Here is a 17,511-nt window from a genome sequence, read left to right as displayed (position 1 = left end):
TTCATCTATTAATAACTGTAATTTAGCTGTATTTTCTTTAGATTCCATGTTATTAATTCTTATTTCACAATAAAAAGTTGATAGATCAAAAGTTCGTGCAGTTCTTTTAAATTTTATTAAAGAATTGCCATCAAATGTCTGAAAACCAAAGGCATTTATGCTAAATCTATCACCGTTTCTTATAATTTCATTTTTAAATCCTTTTTTATAGAATAATTTCCCAGAATTACATTTATTATCATATCTAGCTTCATCTAAAGATCCTACAATGTCTTTATTAAGATTCACATCTTTTAGTTTTTTTTTAAGCTTTCTTCAGCATTTTCTGGTTTTTTAGAAAATTTTTGATAAGGTTTGCTTTTATTATATTCTAGCTTTTTTAAGATGTTTTTAACATTCTGAATAGTATAATCTATATTGTATCTTGCTTTAATGATCTCATGAGCCCTTTTAGCTGTTAAATACTCTTCATTTTCAATTATTCTGCTAAATTCATCTAATTGTTCATCAGACATCATTGAATGTCTGCCACAGTTTTGATAATTAGGATATAAACTTTCTGGTCCTTTCTCATTATAAAGATCCAGCCATTTATGGCCTGTAGATTCACCTATATTAAGAATATCGCAAGCTTCAGAAACTTTTTTACCATCGCGAACCATATTAATGAAAACAAATTTTTTATACATCCTACAATTGTTTTTAAAACATTTAATCATGCTTTTTAATTCATTTTTAGATAAATGATTTTTAACCCTTTTTTGAACCATATTAACCATGAGTAACAACCCCATATATCATATTAATATATGAAAATCATTACTTATAAACTTTCCTTTCAGGACTATAAAAAAATAAAGAAACTAAACTCAAAAACACTTGTTATGAAATATATCACCACACAAAAACATCCAATACAAAAATCCAAACATGATTTCTACAAAGCCTAAAAAAGTACTTAAAAAGGAAAAACAATAAATAACTAAAGTAAAATTTAAAAATTTTATTTTTATTAATAAATCATTAAAGATATTCTATAAAGATTTAAGTGATTCTATGCTAGCTATTAAAATTCCATTAAAAGAAACAAATAAATTACGTATAATTCTAATGGAAAAAGAGATTATTGACATGAATTATAAAATTCAAAGCTCTGATAGCTATGGCTATATCCCCATCAACAGAAAAATAGACAATGATGTTATTATTGAACTAGAAAATGAGTTAAAAAAGAAACTAAAGGGTCAAAATGAAGAAAAAATAGCTATTGAAGTTGTTGAAAAGAATCTAGAAAAAATTAAAAAATACCCAAAAAGTATAGCTGAAAATTTAGAAGGAAAACTATCAAATGATGAGATTGAAGAATTAAAAACATCATTTGATATCATTGGAGATGTGGTTATTCTTGAAATTCCTGAAAAACTCCAGAAACATAAAGATATTATAGGACATGCTGCACTTGATTTCACAAAAAGAAAAGGTGTTTTCATGAAAAAAAGTGCAATAGAAGGAATAACAAGAATTCGGCAAATTGAAAATATAGCTGGAGAAAACGAAACAAGAACAATTCATAAAGAACATGGAGCGCGATTTTCTCTAGATGTTAAAGATGTTTACTTCTCCCCACGACTAGCTACAGAAAGAAAAAGAATAGCTAGTCAAGTTAAAGATAAAGAAATGGTATTAGACATGTTTGCAGGAATTGGGCCATTTCCTATATTAATAGCTAAAAGAAGAGATGTTGAAATATATGCAGTAGATATAAATAAATCAGCTATTCTCCACATGAAAGAAAATATCCATCTAAACAAACTTAAAGGTAAAATTCACCCAATTCATGGAGATATAACTCAAATAGCTAAGAATTTTAAAGAAAAAAATATGAAATTTGATAGAATCATAATGAATCTTCCAGGAACTGCATATGAATTTTTAGATTTAGCTATTCTACTCATGAACAATAATGGGATACTACATTACTATGAGTTTGCTGAAAATTATGATCAAGGAATAGAACGAATATCCAAATCAGCATTAAAATATGATAAGCAACTTGAAATTTTAGGTAGTCGTAAGGTAAAATCAAGTAGTCCTGGACAATGGCATATATGTATAGATGCTAAAATTTCAGATTTTTAATAAATATATGAATTAATCACTAAAATAATGATAATTTTGAGACCTAGATAACTGTTTATATAACATTATATAGTACTCGACATTTGATTTAAAAATAATATTAAATTTTAATCGTTAAAATCATCTTATATATAAAAATAACGATTATAATTAATATTATTAAAAATATTATAGTTTTGAGAAGTTTTGTCCAATAATATATTTAATTTTATTTAATCATTTTTTTTATTTCCACATCAACTATATTAATTTTATTTAATCATTTCTTTATTTCCACCTCAACTATATTAATTTTATTTAATCACTTCTTTATTTCCACCTCAACTATATTAATTTTATTTAATCACTTCTTTATTTCCACATCAATAACAAAGAAGAATATATAACCACTAATACAGAACCAATATTATGAACCAATGCTCCAGTAATAGGGTTTAAAATACCTAAAATTGCCAATATTATAGCTATGAAATTCAACAATAAGGAAATCATTATATTGATATTTATAGTTTTCATGGTTTTCTTTGATATTCCTAGTAAATGAGGAATAAATTTGATGTCATCGCTGATTAAAACTATATCTGCAGCATCAATAGCTATATCACTCCCAATTCCACCCATAGCTATGCCAACAAACGCTTTTTTTAAAGAAGGTGCATCATTAACTCCATCACCAATCATAGCAACTTTTTCATTGTTTTTTTGATAATCATTTATAATATTCATTTTTGTTTCTGGAAGAGAATTATAGGAGATGTTAGATATTCCTAATTGCTTTGCCATGTGTTTAGCTGGTTTTTCATTATCCCCTGTTACAAGTATAGGTTCTAATTGAGAGTTTTCTATGGAATTTATAACCTCTTTAGCATCTTTTCTTAAAACATCATTTAGGATCAAAGCTCCCATAAATTCACTTTCAATAGCTAAATAAATAATTATACAACCTTCTTCATTAAAATCAGATAATTTTTCATTTTGCCAAGTTCTAGGGATAGATATATTATTATCTTTAAAAAGCTCAACATTGCCTGCTAGTACTTCTTTACCGTCTACTTTTCCTTTTATTCCTTTGCCAATAATCATCTCAAAGTCTATTACATGTAATAACTTACTAATATAGACCCCTTGATTCCTTTCGTTTTCATGATTATTATAATAATTAACTATGGACTTTCCTAAAGGGTGTTCTGATTTATTCTCTAAAGAAGCTATAATTTGAAGTAATTTTTCTTTATCATGATCTTCATATAAAATAATATCAGTAACTTCAGGTTTTCCATAAGTTAAAGTTCCTGTTTTATCAAATATAATCTTTTTAACTTTAGAAAGCCTTTCTAATGCATCTCCTTCTTTTACTAAAATACCAACCTTAGTCAAGTTACCAATAGCTGCCACAATAGCTGTAGGAGTAGCCAGAACAAGTGCACATGGACAGAATACTACTAAAATAGTCACTGATCGGATTATTTCTCCTGTTAAAAACCAAGTGAGTATAGCTAATCCAAGAGCTATTACCACAATCCAAGTTGCCCATTTATCAGTCAATCTTACTATTTTGGATTTTCCAGCATCAGCAGATTCTACTAATGAAATCATTCTATTAAGAGAGCTATCCTTACCTAATTTAGTTGATTTCACAATGATTGAACCAAATTGATTAACTGTTCCACTGAAGACTTCATCATCGACAGTTTTATCTACTGGAATAGGTTCCCCTGTCATTATAGATTGATCAACTGAAGTTTCCCCGTCTACAATTTCACCATCGGCAGGAATGGTTTCTCCAGGTAATATTTTAATTAAATCTCCAATTTTTACATCTTTAGCATCTATAATCTCTTCATTTCCATCTTTTATGCTTCTTGCAGTTCTAGGAGTTAACTGAATCAATTTTTCTATTCCTGCTTTTGATCTAGCTACTGTGTATTCTTCTAATAATCCACCAATTGCCATTATAAATGCAATTTCTCCAGCTGCAAATATCTCCCCAATTATTATAGAAGCTATTAACGCCATAGCTACTAAAACATCTGCTTTAATATCAAATTCAGTTACAAGCCCCACTACTGCATCTTTAATTATTGGAATTCCACATAGAATAATAGCTATCCATGCAAAATTAACCCCATATAAAGTTATATTAACAAAACTTAATAGTAATGCAAGTAATGAAATAACAAGAAATATCACCGTTCTTTTTTCTGTATTGAACAATATGTTTTTTAGATTCATAAGATTGCTCCTTATATAAAACTCAATCACTAAATAGAAATATGTCATCAATAGGCATACGTGTATAGGTATATTTAATAGGAATAGGGGTATGGGTATATATTATTGAAATAAAAATAGCCAATAATTTAAAAATTATTGACTTAGTGTTTATTAAATTCAGATTACTGGTTAAGAAGATAACAAAAAATGATGACCATTACAATCTAGAATAATAATCCAGAACTACAATCTAAAATAATAATCCAGAACTACAAACTAGAATAATAATCCAGAACTACAAACTAGAATAATAATCCAGAACTACAAACTAGAATAATAATCCAGAACTACAATCTAGAATAATAATCAACAGCTTTTGCAAAATCTTTAATAGTTTTATCACTGTTTCCAGATTTTATGCCTTCTTTAACACAATGACTTAAATGGCCTTCTAAAACAATTTTCCCTACTTTGTGTAATGCAGATTTCGATGCATTAATTTGCATTAAAACATCCTCACAAGGAATATCTTCATCGATCATTCTATCAATAGCCTTTACTTGACCAATTATTTTTTTCAATCTTCTATGAAGATTATCTGAATCCATACATTGTTTCATTTTTTAAACTCCAACTATACCTATAGTGGTATTAGTATAATATACTATTTAAATATAAGTAAAATAGTATAGTCAATTCATAAAGTTTTTAATAAATAAATTATCTAAAAAATATTATAATTTTAAGTTAATAATTTTAATCAATTTATTAGATTAAGAAGCATGTTTAAATAATACATTTTTAACAATACTCAATTTTAAGATCTTATAATTAAAAATAAATGATATTGAGAATTTAATTTATTTTCAAAATTTAAGAACTTTTCCACAAATATTATATTTAAAAAATTAAAAATTATCAAATAATTATCATTATTATAAAAAAACGATAAAAAGACCTAAAAATTATTATTAAATATAAAAAAATGATAAAAAGACCTAAAAATTATTATTAAATTAGTAAAATAATAAAAAATACTAAAGAATATGATAAAAATAAAATAAAGAATATAATAAAAATTTAAATTAATTTATTCTAAATTTAGATGAAAATAGCTATTGTTATAAAACGATAATCTAGCTATCCAATTAATCTAGCTATCCAATTTTAAATGTTTAGAACATTCTTTTACAGCATCTTTAATATTACAATCCAATTTAATAGCTTTAATTCCCATTTTTCTAAGTTCAATATGAGGTTCTTTTCCAATTTTTGAACATAAAACCGCTTTACAATCTTCAATAAGATCAATTGATGCTCTCCATCTTTCAGTGTGATCTTCTAAAGGTAACTTTGTTTTCTTTCTTACTTCTTCAAAAGTATTTTCATCAGCACATATATCAAATATGAAAAATTGATCAGCATCTCCAAAGTGAAGATTAATCTTTTTACCGTCAGTTGAAGCTACAGCTACTTTCATATAATCTCTCCTTAATTATTATAATAGTAATTATAAATATAAAGTTGAATAAGGATCTCTTTAATGGGGTGTTTTCAAGTAATTCTTAACATTATTAATTAATCATACTCAAATTTACTAAATATGAAATTAATAGTTTTTATTCTGATTTTCCAATTGTATTTCATCAAGACTTAGGGGATTCTATGAAAGCTCTTCATCAACAAGATCTAGAGAAAATTCTTCCTCAACAATCTTATATCCTTCTGCATCATAGTAGTTGTCTAAAATCATGTTAGTTATGGCATCTACAAATTTTATTCCACCATTGTATCCTAAAAAGCTTATTCTTTGAGATCCAATTCTATCAAAAATAGGAAAACCTATTCTAAATAAAGGAATATTTTCTTTCTTAGCTATTGATGCTCCATAAGCATTTCCAATAAGTAAATCCACCTTATTAACAGATAATACTTGCTCTAAATCATACAAGTCTTTATTTTCTAAAACAACAGGTTGATAATTAATATCATTGACTAATTCATTTACATCTTCCTTAAATCTTGGACTTTCAACTCCAACACATAAAACTTCAGGAAGCATGCCCATCTCACTAACCATTCTAGCCATAGCTATTACAACATCAGGATCACCATAAATAGCTACTTTCTTTCTGTAGTTATATGCATGAGCATCTACTAAAACATCTTTTAATCTTCCCCTATCTCTTTCAACAGAATCTGGAACATCAATTCCCATTACATTACATATATTATTTACAAATTCATCAGTATTTTTAATACCAACAGGTAATGGCCCTGAAATAGATTTTACATTAAAATTACATTCCAAATATTTACCTGCAGAATCAACATGTTTAGATAAAGCTATTGTAGCTTTAGAATTAGGAGTGTCTTTTAATTCTTCCATAGTTGTTCCATATTTGTGTAATTCCAATGTTTCTTCATCCAAAGGGGCATCAAGATTTTTTGATGTGTCAGTGAGTATAATTGATTCACATCCCAAATCATTCATCAGATTTTTTATTTCCATTACATTAGCAGGGGATAAATCGCCCATTATTAGATTTATTTTACTGTTAGGAACTGAAAATATTCCAAAATGTTCAACAAGAGATAAAATTGCTTTATCATAGCCTTCTACATGTGAACCTGCATAACTGGGAGTGGATATAGGAACCATTTCAGGCAAATCTATTCCTATATTAGCATCTTGGAATTTTTCAATGATTCCTGCAATATCATCCCCAATAGTGTCTGTTAAACAGCTACTCATTACACAAATCATACTAGGGTTTTGCTTTTCTGAAATATTTTTAAGTGCCTTTAATAAATTGGGTTCTCCTCCATAAATAACAGTTTTTTCACTTAATGAAGTTGAAGCTACCTCAATAGGTTCTCTAAAATGTCTAATTAACTGAAAGCGCATGTATGTAGCACAACCTTGTGATCCATGAATAAGAGGCATGGCATTTTTAACACCCATCATAGCTTGTATAGCACCCATTGGTTGACACATCCTAGTAGGATTAACAACAGCAAATTTTTTATCATAGTCTCCAAGCTTCTCATTAAAATTATGACTACATTGGCTATTACTGTTGTTACTACTATATTCTAATTTATTATACATGAATATCCTCCTTAATTGATTTCTGCCTAAGTTCTGTTTTAACAATGTTCCAGACAGATGTTGATACAGCAGCATCCACTTCTTTTGCAAATTCTAAAAAACCTTTAAAGCCTGCAAATGCAGAGATTCTGTCGTGATTAAAATCACAAAATGATACTCCTAATTTTAAAGCAATATATTTTTCTTTTGCACCAGAAATAAGTAAATTTGGTTTGTATTTTTTTAAAAGTCTCATTAATTCAGTTGAATTTGCATCATCAACAATTAATGTACCTTCTTTTACTACATCACGAATATTTTCATAATCCTCTTTTATTCCATTTTTTGTTCCAGACATTATTACATTCATGCCTAACTCTTCAAAGGCACGAACTAAAGACCATGCTTTATTACCACCAACATATAATGCTACAGTTTTTCCATTAAGTCTTTGCTTATATTCTCTTAATTTTTCATCAAGATTTTTCAATCCATTTTCAATAAGGTTGTTGGCCTTAATCTTCATTTCTTCATGATCAAAAAACTCTACAATTTCAGTAATAGAAGTTATTGTACTTTCAATTCCGAAAAAATTTACTTTAAGAGAGGGAATTCCATATTTTTTCTCCATTTTTTTAGCTAAGTAGTTAGATGATTTTTGACATTGAACAATATTTAACTTTGCATGATGTGATTTAGCTATTTCTTCAACTTTAGAATCTCCAGTTATTGCACTAATTATATTTAATCCTAAATACTCCAATAATGGCTTAATACCCCATAGATCACCAGCTACATTAAACTCTCCAAGGATATTAATATCAAATGGTGTAGCATCTTCCACACCCATCTCAGAAGTTCCTATAACACTATCTATAAGTGCATCACAACCAATCCAATGGCCTTTTGTTTTATTATGATCTTGAAATCCTTCAGATTGAACAGGTATAACCCTACAGCTAGTTATTCTCTCTGCTTCATTACAAACACTTTTTATATCATCACCAATAACTCCTGAAACACATGTTGCATAAACAAAAATAGCTCCAGGGTCATGAAGCTTATGAAGTTCTATTATTGAATCATACAGCTTTCTTTCTCCTCCAAAAATAATATCTTTTTCTTTCAAGTCACTAGAACATCCTTGTTTATATAACTTTGAATCAGAAGACTTACTTCCCCTTATATCCCATGTACATGATGCACATCCTATAGGACCATGTACAAGATGAAGTGCATCTGTAATTGGCATTAATACTATTCTTGCACCACCAAATACACATGTTCTTTGAGTTACAGTTCCAGGAATTCCTGGAGTATCACATTCAGGAAGAGATAAATTTCCTCTTTTTATACACATATGCTTTTCACGTGACTTAAATGTTTTAATAATCGGTTCAGTACTACTATTCTCTTGTTCCATTATAAATTATCCCCTAACTATGTAATTACTATCACTATATTTGTAATAAATAGCATTATTAAATAAAAATTAATTATTACAAATATAAATTAATATAAATTAATCATTTTATATATAAATCAATATAAACTAATAATTTTAAATACAAAACAATACAAACTAATAATTTTAAATATAAACTAATATAAATTAATCATTTTAAATATAAACCAATACAAACTGATAATTTTAAATACAAGCTAATAGAAATTAATCATTTTAAATATAAACCAATACAAACTAATAATTTTAAATACAAGCTAATAGAAATTAATCATTTTAAATATAAACCAATAAATTAATTATTATAATAATAAATTAATATAATTTAATTAATATAGATATAAATCAATAAAAACTAATTAATATAGATATAAATCAATAAAAACTAATTATTATAGATATAAATCAATATAAAATAATTATTATAGATATAAATCAATAAAAACTAATTAATATAAATTTAAATTAATACAAAATAATTATTATAGATATGAATCAATATAAACTAGTTATTATAATAATAAAGCAATATACGTTAACTATTTAAAAGTGTGTAAAATAAATTAAATAAATTTAAATTCATTGAAGTTATTTAAAAATGTCTAAATAAATTTAAATTCAATAAAATTATCTTAACTAACATTTTAACAAGCTCTAGATTTTTAAACTAAATCTAAAATCATTAAAATAATATTACTCTAAATTAATTATATCTGACTAAATCTAAATTAATTATATCTAACTAAATCATTTACTGTTGAAGTTTCCAATGATATGGATCATAATATTTTTCTAATACTGCATTAGTTATCATTTCAGTTAATCTTTTAGCTCCTCTATAACCCATAATTGGATTAGAATGATACCCTACCCTATCATAAGTAGGATATCCAAATCTAACTAGAGGTATTTTAGTTTCATAATTTATAAATCTTAAATCAGAATTACCTAACATTATATCAATTTCATTGTCTTTAACATAAAGTTCAAAGGCTCTTAAGTCTTGATCAAGTAAAACATCAATATCAGTGCCTACTTCTTTAGCTATTTTTTTCATATCCTCTGAAAAAGTTACATCATCTGATCCAGTACAAACCACCGTAGGATTCATACCTAACTCTCCAACAAGTCTTGCCATTCCAGTTACAAGATCTGGATCACCAACTATTGCAACATTTTTATCAAATAAATATCTTGCTGCAATATCTGCAATTAAATCTACAAGTAATCCTCTTTCATTAAGAAGACTTTCTGGAATTTCAACATCAGTTAATAGCTGAATATTTCTTAGAAATTTATCAGTGTTTTGTAAGCCTATTGGAGGAGATTCAATAATAGCTGGAACTTTATGAGTAGTTTCAAGGGTTTCTGCACCAGATTTAGCATATTTACATATTGTAATTGTTCCTTCAGCTTTTGATACATCTTTTATTTCATCAACAGTTACTCCACCTTTTTGGAAAAATGGGGTTGATTCAGTAGATGGTCTAAGTGGAGCATCAAAAGCATCTGAAATATCTGTAAGATATGTTGCTTCAGCACCCAATAAATGCATAATATGTTTTAATTCTTTGGTATCTCCAGGGTTTATTATACCAGGAATTAAATTAATTTTTCCGTTCTTTTCATCACTTGGCTCTGTGACATTTTGTATTAATGAATTAACAGCTACATTGTAACCTGTAAAGTGTGTTCCTACAAAACTTGGTGTTGGAATAGGAACAACTTTAACATTATCAATTCCTTTGTATTGTTCTTCTTCAGCCATTTCTTTAAGTTCGCGTTTTGTGGTATCTACAAAACCAAAAACATCATCTCCAATAATTTCACTTGAACATGTAGTTATGGCTCCAATAAGTTCAGGCCTATATCTAAGTGCAATATTTTTAATACCCGAATTTATATTTTTTCTTCCACCAAAAACAGCTGCTGATTCGTGTAATGAAGTTACAGCTATTTCTATAGGTTCTCTAAAGTGTCTTGCAAGATGATATCTTACAAAGGTAGAACAACCTTGAGATCCATGAACTAAAGGTATTCCTTTCTCAACACCAAGAATAGCATACATAGCACCTAAAGGTTGGCAAGTTTTAAGAGGGTTTATAATTAGAGATCTTTCTCTTTTCATTACATTAACATTCCCACAATTAGCACAAGTATCTTCAGTAATATTATCAACAAAAGTCATTTACCTGCCCCCACAGCACTTTGCTTAGATCCATTTGAAATTGTTTCATTATCTATATTATTATCTTCATTTTGAGAATTTGGATCGAATTCTAACATATTCCATACAGGAGTATTTACATAAGCATAAATGTCTTTTGCTAAGTTTAAAAATCCTTCAAAACCTATATATGGTCCATTCTCATAAGAATGGATCATGATACTTGGAACACCTAGCTTATGAACCAAATATTTTTCTTTTATACCTGCCAATATTATATCTGGTTTATCATTAGCTATCATTTCTTCCAATTCTAATGTATTAGGATCATCAACTATTGTAGCACCTTGCCTAACACGATCTTTCATTTTAACAAATCCATCTGCGTGTTCGAATTCTGAAGCTACAGCTATGACTTCCATTCCTAATTCATTTTCAATTGGAGTAGATAAATGCCAACTTTTTGGACCACCAGAGAAAATATAAACTTTCTTACCTGTCAGTTTCTCTTTATAAAAGGCGAGTTCCTCTTTAATTGGATACAAATATTTTTTTATGACTTTTTCAGCTTCTTCTTCAAGTCCAAAGTGCCTGCCTATTGCTCTTAAATTATCTACACAGTACTGAACTGAGAAAAAATCAACTTTGAGATAAGGAGTGCCATATTTTTCTTCTATAAGCTCTGCAATATATGTTGCAGATCTTTGACATCTAACAAGATTTAATTTAGTCCTATGCATCCAACAAATTTCATCATGAGTTGAATCACCTGTAAAACGAGATAATACATTTACACCCATTTCTTTAAGATATTTTTCTATCACCCATAAGTCACCATCAATATTATATTCTCCTATTAATCCAATATCATATTCTGTAGTTTTTGGTGGTTCTTTTGTTCCTACTAATCTGTCAAAAATTGTATTGTTAGCTATATGATGTCCTTTTGATTGAGAAGGTCCAGCGAATCCTGCTGTGTTAAATGCAACAACATCTTTTCCAAGTTCCTCACTTAGCTCTTTTGCAACAGCATCCATATCGTCACCAATTAGGCCTGTTGTACATGTAGCATAACAATATATTGCAGTTGCATAAGGAAACTCTTTATTTGCATCAATGATAGCTTGTTTCAATTTTTTTGTTCCACCAAATACAACATCAGATTCTTTTAAATCTGTTCCACAAACATATTTTATATTAAAATTATCTATAGGAAATTCACTTCCATCAGGCATGTTTGGTTGTGAAGGATATCTTTTAGCCCCTCCACCATAAGTTGTACAACCTACTGGAGAATGAACTACTTGAATAACATCTTTTATAGCTCCCCCTATAACTCCCTTAGATCCTGCATAAACACATCCTCTTGCAGTCATACATCCTGGTATCGTACTTGTATTACATTTTATATCTTCATCATCATCATTACAGTGTTTTACATAAACGTGTTCTTTTCTCTCAGGTATCTCTTTGTTAACATCAAATAATTTATATGGCATATCAACTCTCCCATGATTTAGTTTAGCCAATATTATATCGTGATTTTTAAAATTCTTATAAAATATTTATTATAAATGTTTAAAATATTATGAATAGTTTCATATAATTATTAATAATTTCCATATAAAGCTTAATTTCATTATAAAGCACTACTATTGGATATATTTTTAATATAAAATATTATTAATAATTTAAATGAAAGATAGATTGCAATTAAAATTAACGATATATTGAATCTAATCTCTTATTGAATCTAATCTCTTATTCATAATCAAAATACTGATTATTGAATTTAAGCCAATCAAAATATAGACTATTTTTTACTAAATTAATAAAAAACTACTATTTAAAGAATAGCTTCAATTCCTTGATCTTTATTTCTAACTCTTACAGAGTCGATTATTGGACAGATAAAAATCTTACCATCTCCAATTTTTCCTGTACAGTTAACTTTCATTATTGCTTCAACTATTAATTGAACATCTTCATCAGGAACTACAAGCGATATCAATCTTTTAGGAACATATTCCATATCTCCACATTCTTCTCTTAATTTAGAATCACTATTTTTTAGATTTACTTCACCTAAAATTGCTTTTTGTTTTCCTCTTCCAAAAACTCCAATTGCAGTCATAGCAGGGTAACCTAAAGCATCTAAAACATCTTTTGTTTTTGATATCTTATTTGGTCGTATTATAGCAAGTATTTCTTTCATAACTAATTCTCCTATTGGTAAATACTCCTATGTACTGATTTTATTAGTTAAATACCTTTACTTCTAGTTCTAACTGTGTAAACTTCATCTACAGGACTTACAAAAACTTTACCATCCCCAAAATTCCCAGTTACTGCTGAATCGGTAATTATATTAATTACATCATCAACATTATCATCATCAACAACTAACATTATCATTTTTTTTGGTAGCTCATCATAAAAGAAATCTTCATGTTGAATACCTTTTTGTTTACCTCTTCCAGTAACATCAAATTTTGTTAAAGCAGGAAATCCTTCTTTATCTAATGCTCTAACTGTTTTATCAGTCGTTTCTGGTCTTAAAATAGCTCTTATCATTTGCATATATGATCTCCTTTGTGTAATTTATTATATGACTAACTAATCCACTACATAATTTATCATATGACTAACTAATCCACTACATATTTATTATATGGCTAACTAATCCACTATCTAACCAATTAGTTCATTATCTAATCCACTATCTAACCAATTAGTTCATTATCTAATCCAAGACCCCATATTCAACAACTAATTCTTCTAATTCTTCCATAGCTAATGGTTGTGGTATAACAAAGTTATCATTATTAATAATCTTTCCTCCTAATGTTCCATATTCATTAGCTTGATTACATTCTGCATCAAAATCAACTACAGTTCTTTTGTTAAACTCTGCTTTTTGAACAATGTTATCTCTTGGAACAAAATGAATCATTTGAGTTCCTAAACGTTTACAGAACTCTTCCATTAGATCTAATTCACCATCAACATTACGACTATTACAAATTATTCCCCCTAGTCTAACTCCACTTTGATTTGCATATTTAACCATACCTTTACAAAGGTTGTTAGCTGCATATAATGCCATCATTTCTCCAGAAGCTACAACATAAATTTCTTCAGCTTTACCATCCCTAATAGGCATAGCAAATCCACCACAAACAACATCCCCTAAAACATCAAAAAATACAAAATCAAGATTGTCCTCATACACTTTTTGCATTTCCATAAGTGTGATTGCAGTAATAACCCCACGTCCAGCACACCCTACACCAGGTTCTGGACCTCCAGATTCAACACATTTTATTCCTCCAAATCCAGTTGACATTATGTTATCTACAGTACATGCTTCTTCACCTTCTTCTCTCAAGGTATCCATCATAGTCTTTTGCATAGTACCTCTAAGTATCATTCGAGTACTATCTGCTTTTGGATCACACCCATGAATCATTACTTTTTGATCATGAAAATGTGCCATTGCAGCAGCAGTATTCTGAGTGGTTGTAGATTTTCCAATTCCACCTTTTCCATAAATAGCTATTTTTCTTACCATCTTATTTACACCATAGTTGTTTAAAATATTTTTTATTAATTTTCCATTTTAAATTAGATTATTTATGAAAATTTCGTTTATAATCTATATATAATCAAATTTAAGCCATTTAAAATATTTTTATCAAAATTCATCAAATTTTTACTTAAAAATTTATTATTCCATAAATTTAAATTGATAAAAATATAATAGTATATCGGAAGAAGGCTTCCGTCTTCCGGTATACTAATCTAGTGTTTCATGATATATAAATGTTACTATTTTTCAGAAAAAATGATAAAAATATGGATAAAAACACAAAAAAATGTTATAATGTTAAACAAAATCTTAAAGTATTGAAAAAAATATGATAGAATTGATATTCTTCTATTTAAAAATTAATAATAGTAATAATTTGCCATAAATTCAAGCTTTAGAATTTTTATAAATCTCATGACAAATATTTAAAAATTAGTGATGTTTGAAGTGAAAAGGTAAAAAAATAAGAGAAAATGGAAGAGAAGAATAAATTAATTCTTCTCAAAAAGATTCTTTTTAGGCTTTTCTGTAGGCTTTGAATTTGATGGTTGCTAGTTTTTTGTATGCTAAGTTGGTTATGGTTACTTTTAGTGTGTTTGTTTTTTTGTTGAATGTGTATTTGATGTATTTGCTTGCTTTTATTGCGATGAATTTGAATTTTTTGCTGAATGTTTTTGTGTAGGTTTTTGAGCCTGTTTTTTCGCCGAAATTTTTGAATTTTACTGTTTTGACATAAACAATATTTTTGTTTGTCACTTTTTTACTGAGATTGCTTGAATATATTGATATTTTAGTAGTTTTGACAGCTGGTTTAGGAGTAGGAGTAGGTGTAGGTGTAGGAGTTGGTGTTGTTTCATTAACAGTTGCATTTGCAGTGTTGTTAGATCCTTCGATTGTGAAGTTTCCAGTAGCATTAGTAATGTTGTATTGTTCTAAATCAGCACGTATGTTGTATGTTCCTTTATTTGGTGCAGTATAAGTAAATATTGCAATACCGTTTTCATCAGTAACTGCAGAACCAATTAACTCATTATTAGCATAGAAATTAATTGTCTCACCAGCAAGCTTTTCACTAGTGCGTCTGTTTGTAGCTACTACAACAATAGTTACTTTATCTTTAGAAACACTAATAGATAAAATAAGATTGGATTGATAATAAATCCTACCACCAATGGTAGTATTACCATTATCAACGAGATTATTAATAGTATTATTATCACCACTAACAGACAAATCACCATCATTAGTAACATTATCTAGTACATTATTCTCACCACTAACAGACAAATCACCATCATTAGTAGCATTACCTATGGTGTTGTTATCACCAACAGTAGCATTACCATTATTGGTAGCATTACCTATGGTGTTGTTATCACCAACAGTAGCATTACCATCATTAACAAAATCCCCACCAACATTATCAGTGATAATATTATTATCTAAATCAACATTACCAGTAGCACCGTTGTAAATTCCTCCACCATTATCTGCAGTGTTATTAACTATAGTATTACCTGAAAAAGACGAATTACCATGGTTAATAATAGCTCCACCAGAATTACCAGCTTGATTGTTGATGAAAGTGTTATTATTTATTTCACTATTTGGATTATTAATAGTAATAGCTCCACCAGAATTACCAGCTTGATTGTTAGTGAAAGTACTATTAGAAATTGTTGTATTAACAAATGATGCAATAGCTCCAGAATTACCGACAACAGCAGTATTATTGGTAAAGATACATCCACTCACATTTAGAGAACCAACGCCCCATATATTAATAGCACCGACATTATTTCCTGCTTTGTTACCAATGAAAGTAGAATTGATTATAGTAACATCAGCATCGTGAAACTGTGCTACTCCAGAACTACCAACTTTCACTGTATTATTAGTGAAAATACAATTTTTAATGGTTATATTTCCAGAAGCATCAATTGCACCGCCATTTCCAACAGTATTATTCACGAAATTATTGGTAAAATTACAGTTATCTATAATACTATTAACACCAAGAACTAGAGTTCCACCATGATAACCACCAGTTCCAAAAATACCATTATTTTCAAAAATACAGTTAGTTATATTATTGATAGAACCAAGATTTTGTGAAAAAATAGCTCCTCCCATATAACCAGAAGCTGAAATAGAGTTATTAATGAAGCTACAGTTGTTAATAGTTAATATCCCTATTCCATTAGACCATATTGCTCCACCATAGCCAGAAGCATTTCCATTTAGAAATGTTATATTTATGAAAGTCACATTAGTGTTATTTGCTATTGTGAATATACGTCTTTGGCTTTGTGCATCAATGACCACACTACCTTTTGGTCCGTTTCCTTGAATTGTTATGTTTTTGTTAATGGTTATTCCTGTATTGTTGGTTCCTGTGTAGTTTCCTTGAGCTAATTCTATTATGTCTCCAGGATTTGTACTTGCATTTGTTATTGCTCCATTAATACCACCTTCAGTAGTATTAGTAATAGGTACAGTTGCTGCAAAACCAGTATTTAAGGTAAATGCGAATAATAATGTTATAGCTATTATAATCATGATTGTTCGATTCGTATTTTTATTTTTGTTCATAATATTTTTCACCTCTTTTTTGAACATTAAATTATTACTTTTTTTATGTTGAGTCATGTTTTTTCTTAATTAATGTTCATATGATTGCCAGCTATTATTAAAGGACTAAAAATATTTAATAATTATGCTAAAGTTATTGTTTCGATACATGAAAAAACTTGTTAGTTCATAAAAGAACAGTTAGTATACTATTAAACTATTAATCTTTAATCACTGGACAATTATAGTTATAGTAATTACCCATATATAAAGAT

At 28.1% G+C, this 17,511-nt stretch carries 14 protein-coding genes; 1 reads left to right on the top strand and 13 read right to left on the bottom strand.

The genetic code is table 11. From position 1 onward, the window contains the following. Positions 1–288 (bottom strand): hypothetical protein (locus MBCUT_RS07155; RefSeq protein WP_211263788.1); only part of this gene is annotated, 288 nt, incomplete at its 3' end. Between the two features lie 5 nt (positions 289–293). Further along, positions 294–779, bottom strand: coding sequence for a helix-turn-helix domain-containing protein (locus MBCUT_RS07150; protein ID WP_067260003.1), 486 nt, complete (start codon positions 777–779; stop codon positions 294–296). Positions 780–1,056: 277 nt separating this feature from the next. On the opposite strand from MBCUT_RS07150, the gene MBCUT_RS07145 reads away from it, so the two are divergent. Next, positions 1,057–2,139 carry a class I SAM-dependent methyltransferase gene (locus tag MBCUT_RS07145; protein ID WP_067260002.1) on the top strand — a complete coding sequence of 361 codons (1,083 nt, stop codon included), beginning with the start codon at positions 1,057–1,059 and terminating at the stop codon, positions 2,137–2,139. 351 nt (positions 2,140–2,490) lie between these two features. On the opposite strand, the gene MBCUT_RS07140 is transcribed toward MBCUT_RS07145, so the two are convergent. The 11 genes from MBCUT_RS07140 to MBCUT_RS07090 form a co-directional block, all read right to left on the bottom strand. Next, a complete protein-coding gene (locus MBCUT_RS07140) occupies positions 2,491–4,371 on the bottom strand; it encodes a heavy metal translocating P-type ATPase (protein ID WP_067260001.1) in 1,881 nt (626 codons plus the stop codon). A gap of 329 nt (positions 4,372–4,700) precedes the next feature. Continuing rightward, the gene (locus MBCUT_RS07135; protein WP_067260000.1) at positions 4,701–4,973 is read right to left on the bottom strand and encodes a metal-sensing transcriptional repressor; all 273 of its coding nucleotides are present in this window, start codon (positions 4,971–4,973) and stop codon (positions 4,701–4,703) included. 533 nt (positions 4,974–5,506) lie between these two features. After that, positions 5,507–5,833: a NifB/NifX family molybdenum-iron cluster-binding protein gene (locus tag MBCUT_RS07130; RefSeq protein ID WP_067259999.1), complete on the bottom strand. Its 327-nt coding sequence runs from the start codon at positions 5,831–5,833 to the stop codon at positions 5,507–5,509. A 183-nt stretch (positions 5,834–6,016) separates the two neighbouring features. After that, complete coding sequence (locus MBCUT_RS07125; RefSeq protein WP_084270755.1) at positions 6,017–7,465, bottom strand: nitrogenase component 1; 1,449 nt, start codon at positions 7,463–7,465, stop codon at positions 6,017–6,019. Further along, complete coding sequence (gene nifE / locus MBCUT_RS07120) at positions 7,458–8,867, bottom strand: nitrogenase iron-molybdenum cofactor biosynthesis protein NifE (RefSeq protein WP_067259998.1); 1,410 nt, start codon at positions 8,865–8,867, stop codon at positions 7,458–7,460. Before nifE ends, MBCUT_RS07125 begins: the two co-directional genes overlap by 8 nt. A 793-nt stretch (positions 8,868–9,660) precedes the next feature. Further along, positions 9,661–11,097, bottom strand: coding sequence for a nitrogenase component 1 (locus MBCUT_RS07115; RefSeq protein WP_067259997.1), 1,437 nt, complete (start codon positions 11,095–11,097; stop codon positions 9,661–9,663). Then, the gene (locus MBCUT_RS07110) at positions 11,094–12,575 is read right to left on the bottom strand and encodes a nitrogenase subunit alpha (protein WP_067259996.1); all 1,482 of its coding nucleotides are present in this window, start codon (positions 12,573–12,575) and stop codon (positions 11,094–11,096) included. Before MBCUT_RS07110 ends, MBCUT_RS07115 begins: the two co-directional genes overlap by 4 nt. 347 nt (positions 12,576–12,922) lie before the next feature. Continuing rightward, on the bottom strand, positions 12,923–13,291 hold the full coding sequence (locus tag MBCUT_RS07105) for a P-II family nitrogen regulator (RefSeq protein ID WP_067259995.1): 369 nt from the start codon (positions 13,289–13,291) through the stop codon (positions 12,923–12,925). Positions 13,292–13,338: 47 nt separating this feature from the next. After that, a complete protein-coding gene (locus tag MBCUT_RS07100; RefSeq protein WP_067259994.1) occupies positions 13,339–13,656 on the bottom strand; it encodes a P-II family nitrogen regulator in 318 nt (105 codons plus the stop codon). Positions 13,657–13,819: 163 nt separating this feature from the next. After that, positions 13,820–14,647, bottom strand: a complete 828-nt coding sequence (gene nifH, locus MBCUT_RS07095; protein WP_067259993.1) for a nitrogenase iron protein — start codon at positions 14,645–14,647, stop codon at positions 13,820–13,822. A gap of 534 nt (positions 14,648–15,181) precedes the next feature. Beyond that, positions 15,182–17,257, bottom strand: coding sequence for a beta strand repeat-containing protein (locus MBCUT_RS07090; RefSeq protein ID WP_067259992.1), 2,076 nt, complete (start codon positions 17,255–17,257; stop codon positions 15,182–15,184). Between the last annotated feature and the right edge of the window lie 254 nt (positions 17,258–17,511).

It is taken from the genome of Methanobrevibacter cuticularis (assembly GCF_001639285.1).
Lineage (GTDB): Archaea > Methanobacteriota > Methanobacteria > Methanobacteriales > Methanobacteriaceae > Methanobaculum > Methanobaculum cuticulare.
Note: the sequence above shows the minus strand (reverse complement) of the source record. Positions and strands in the feature narration are given on the sequence as shown.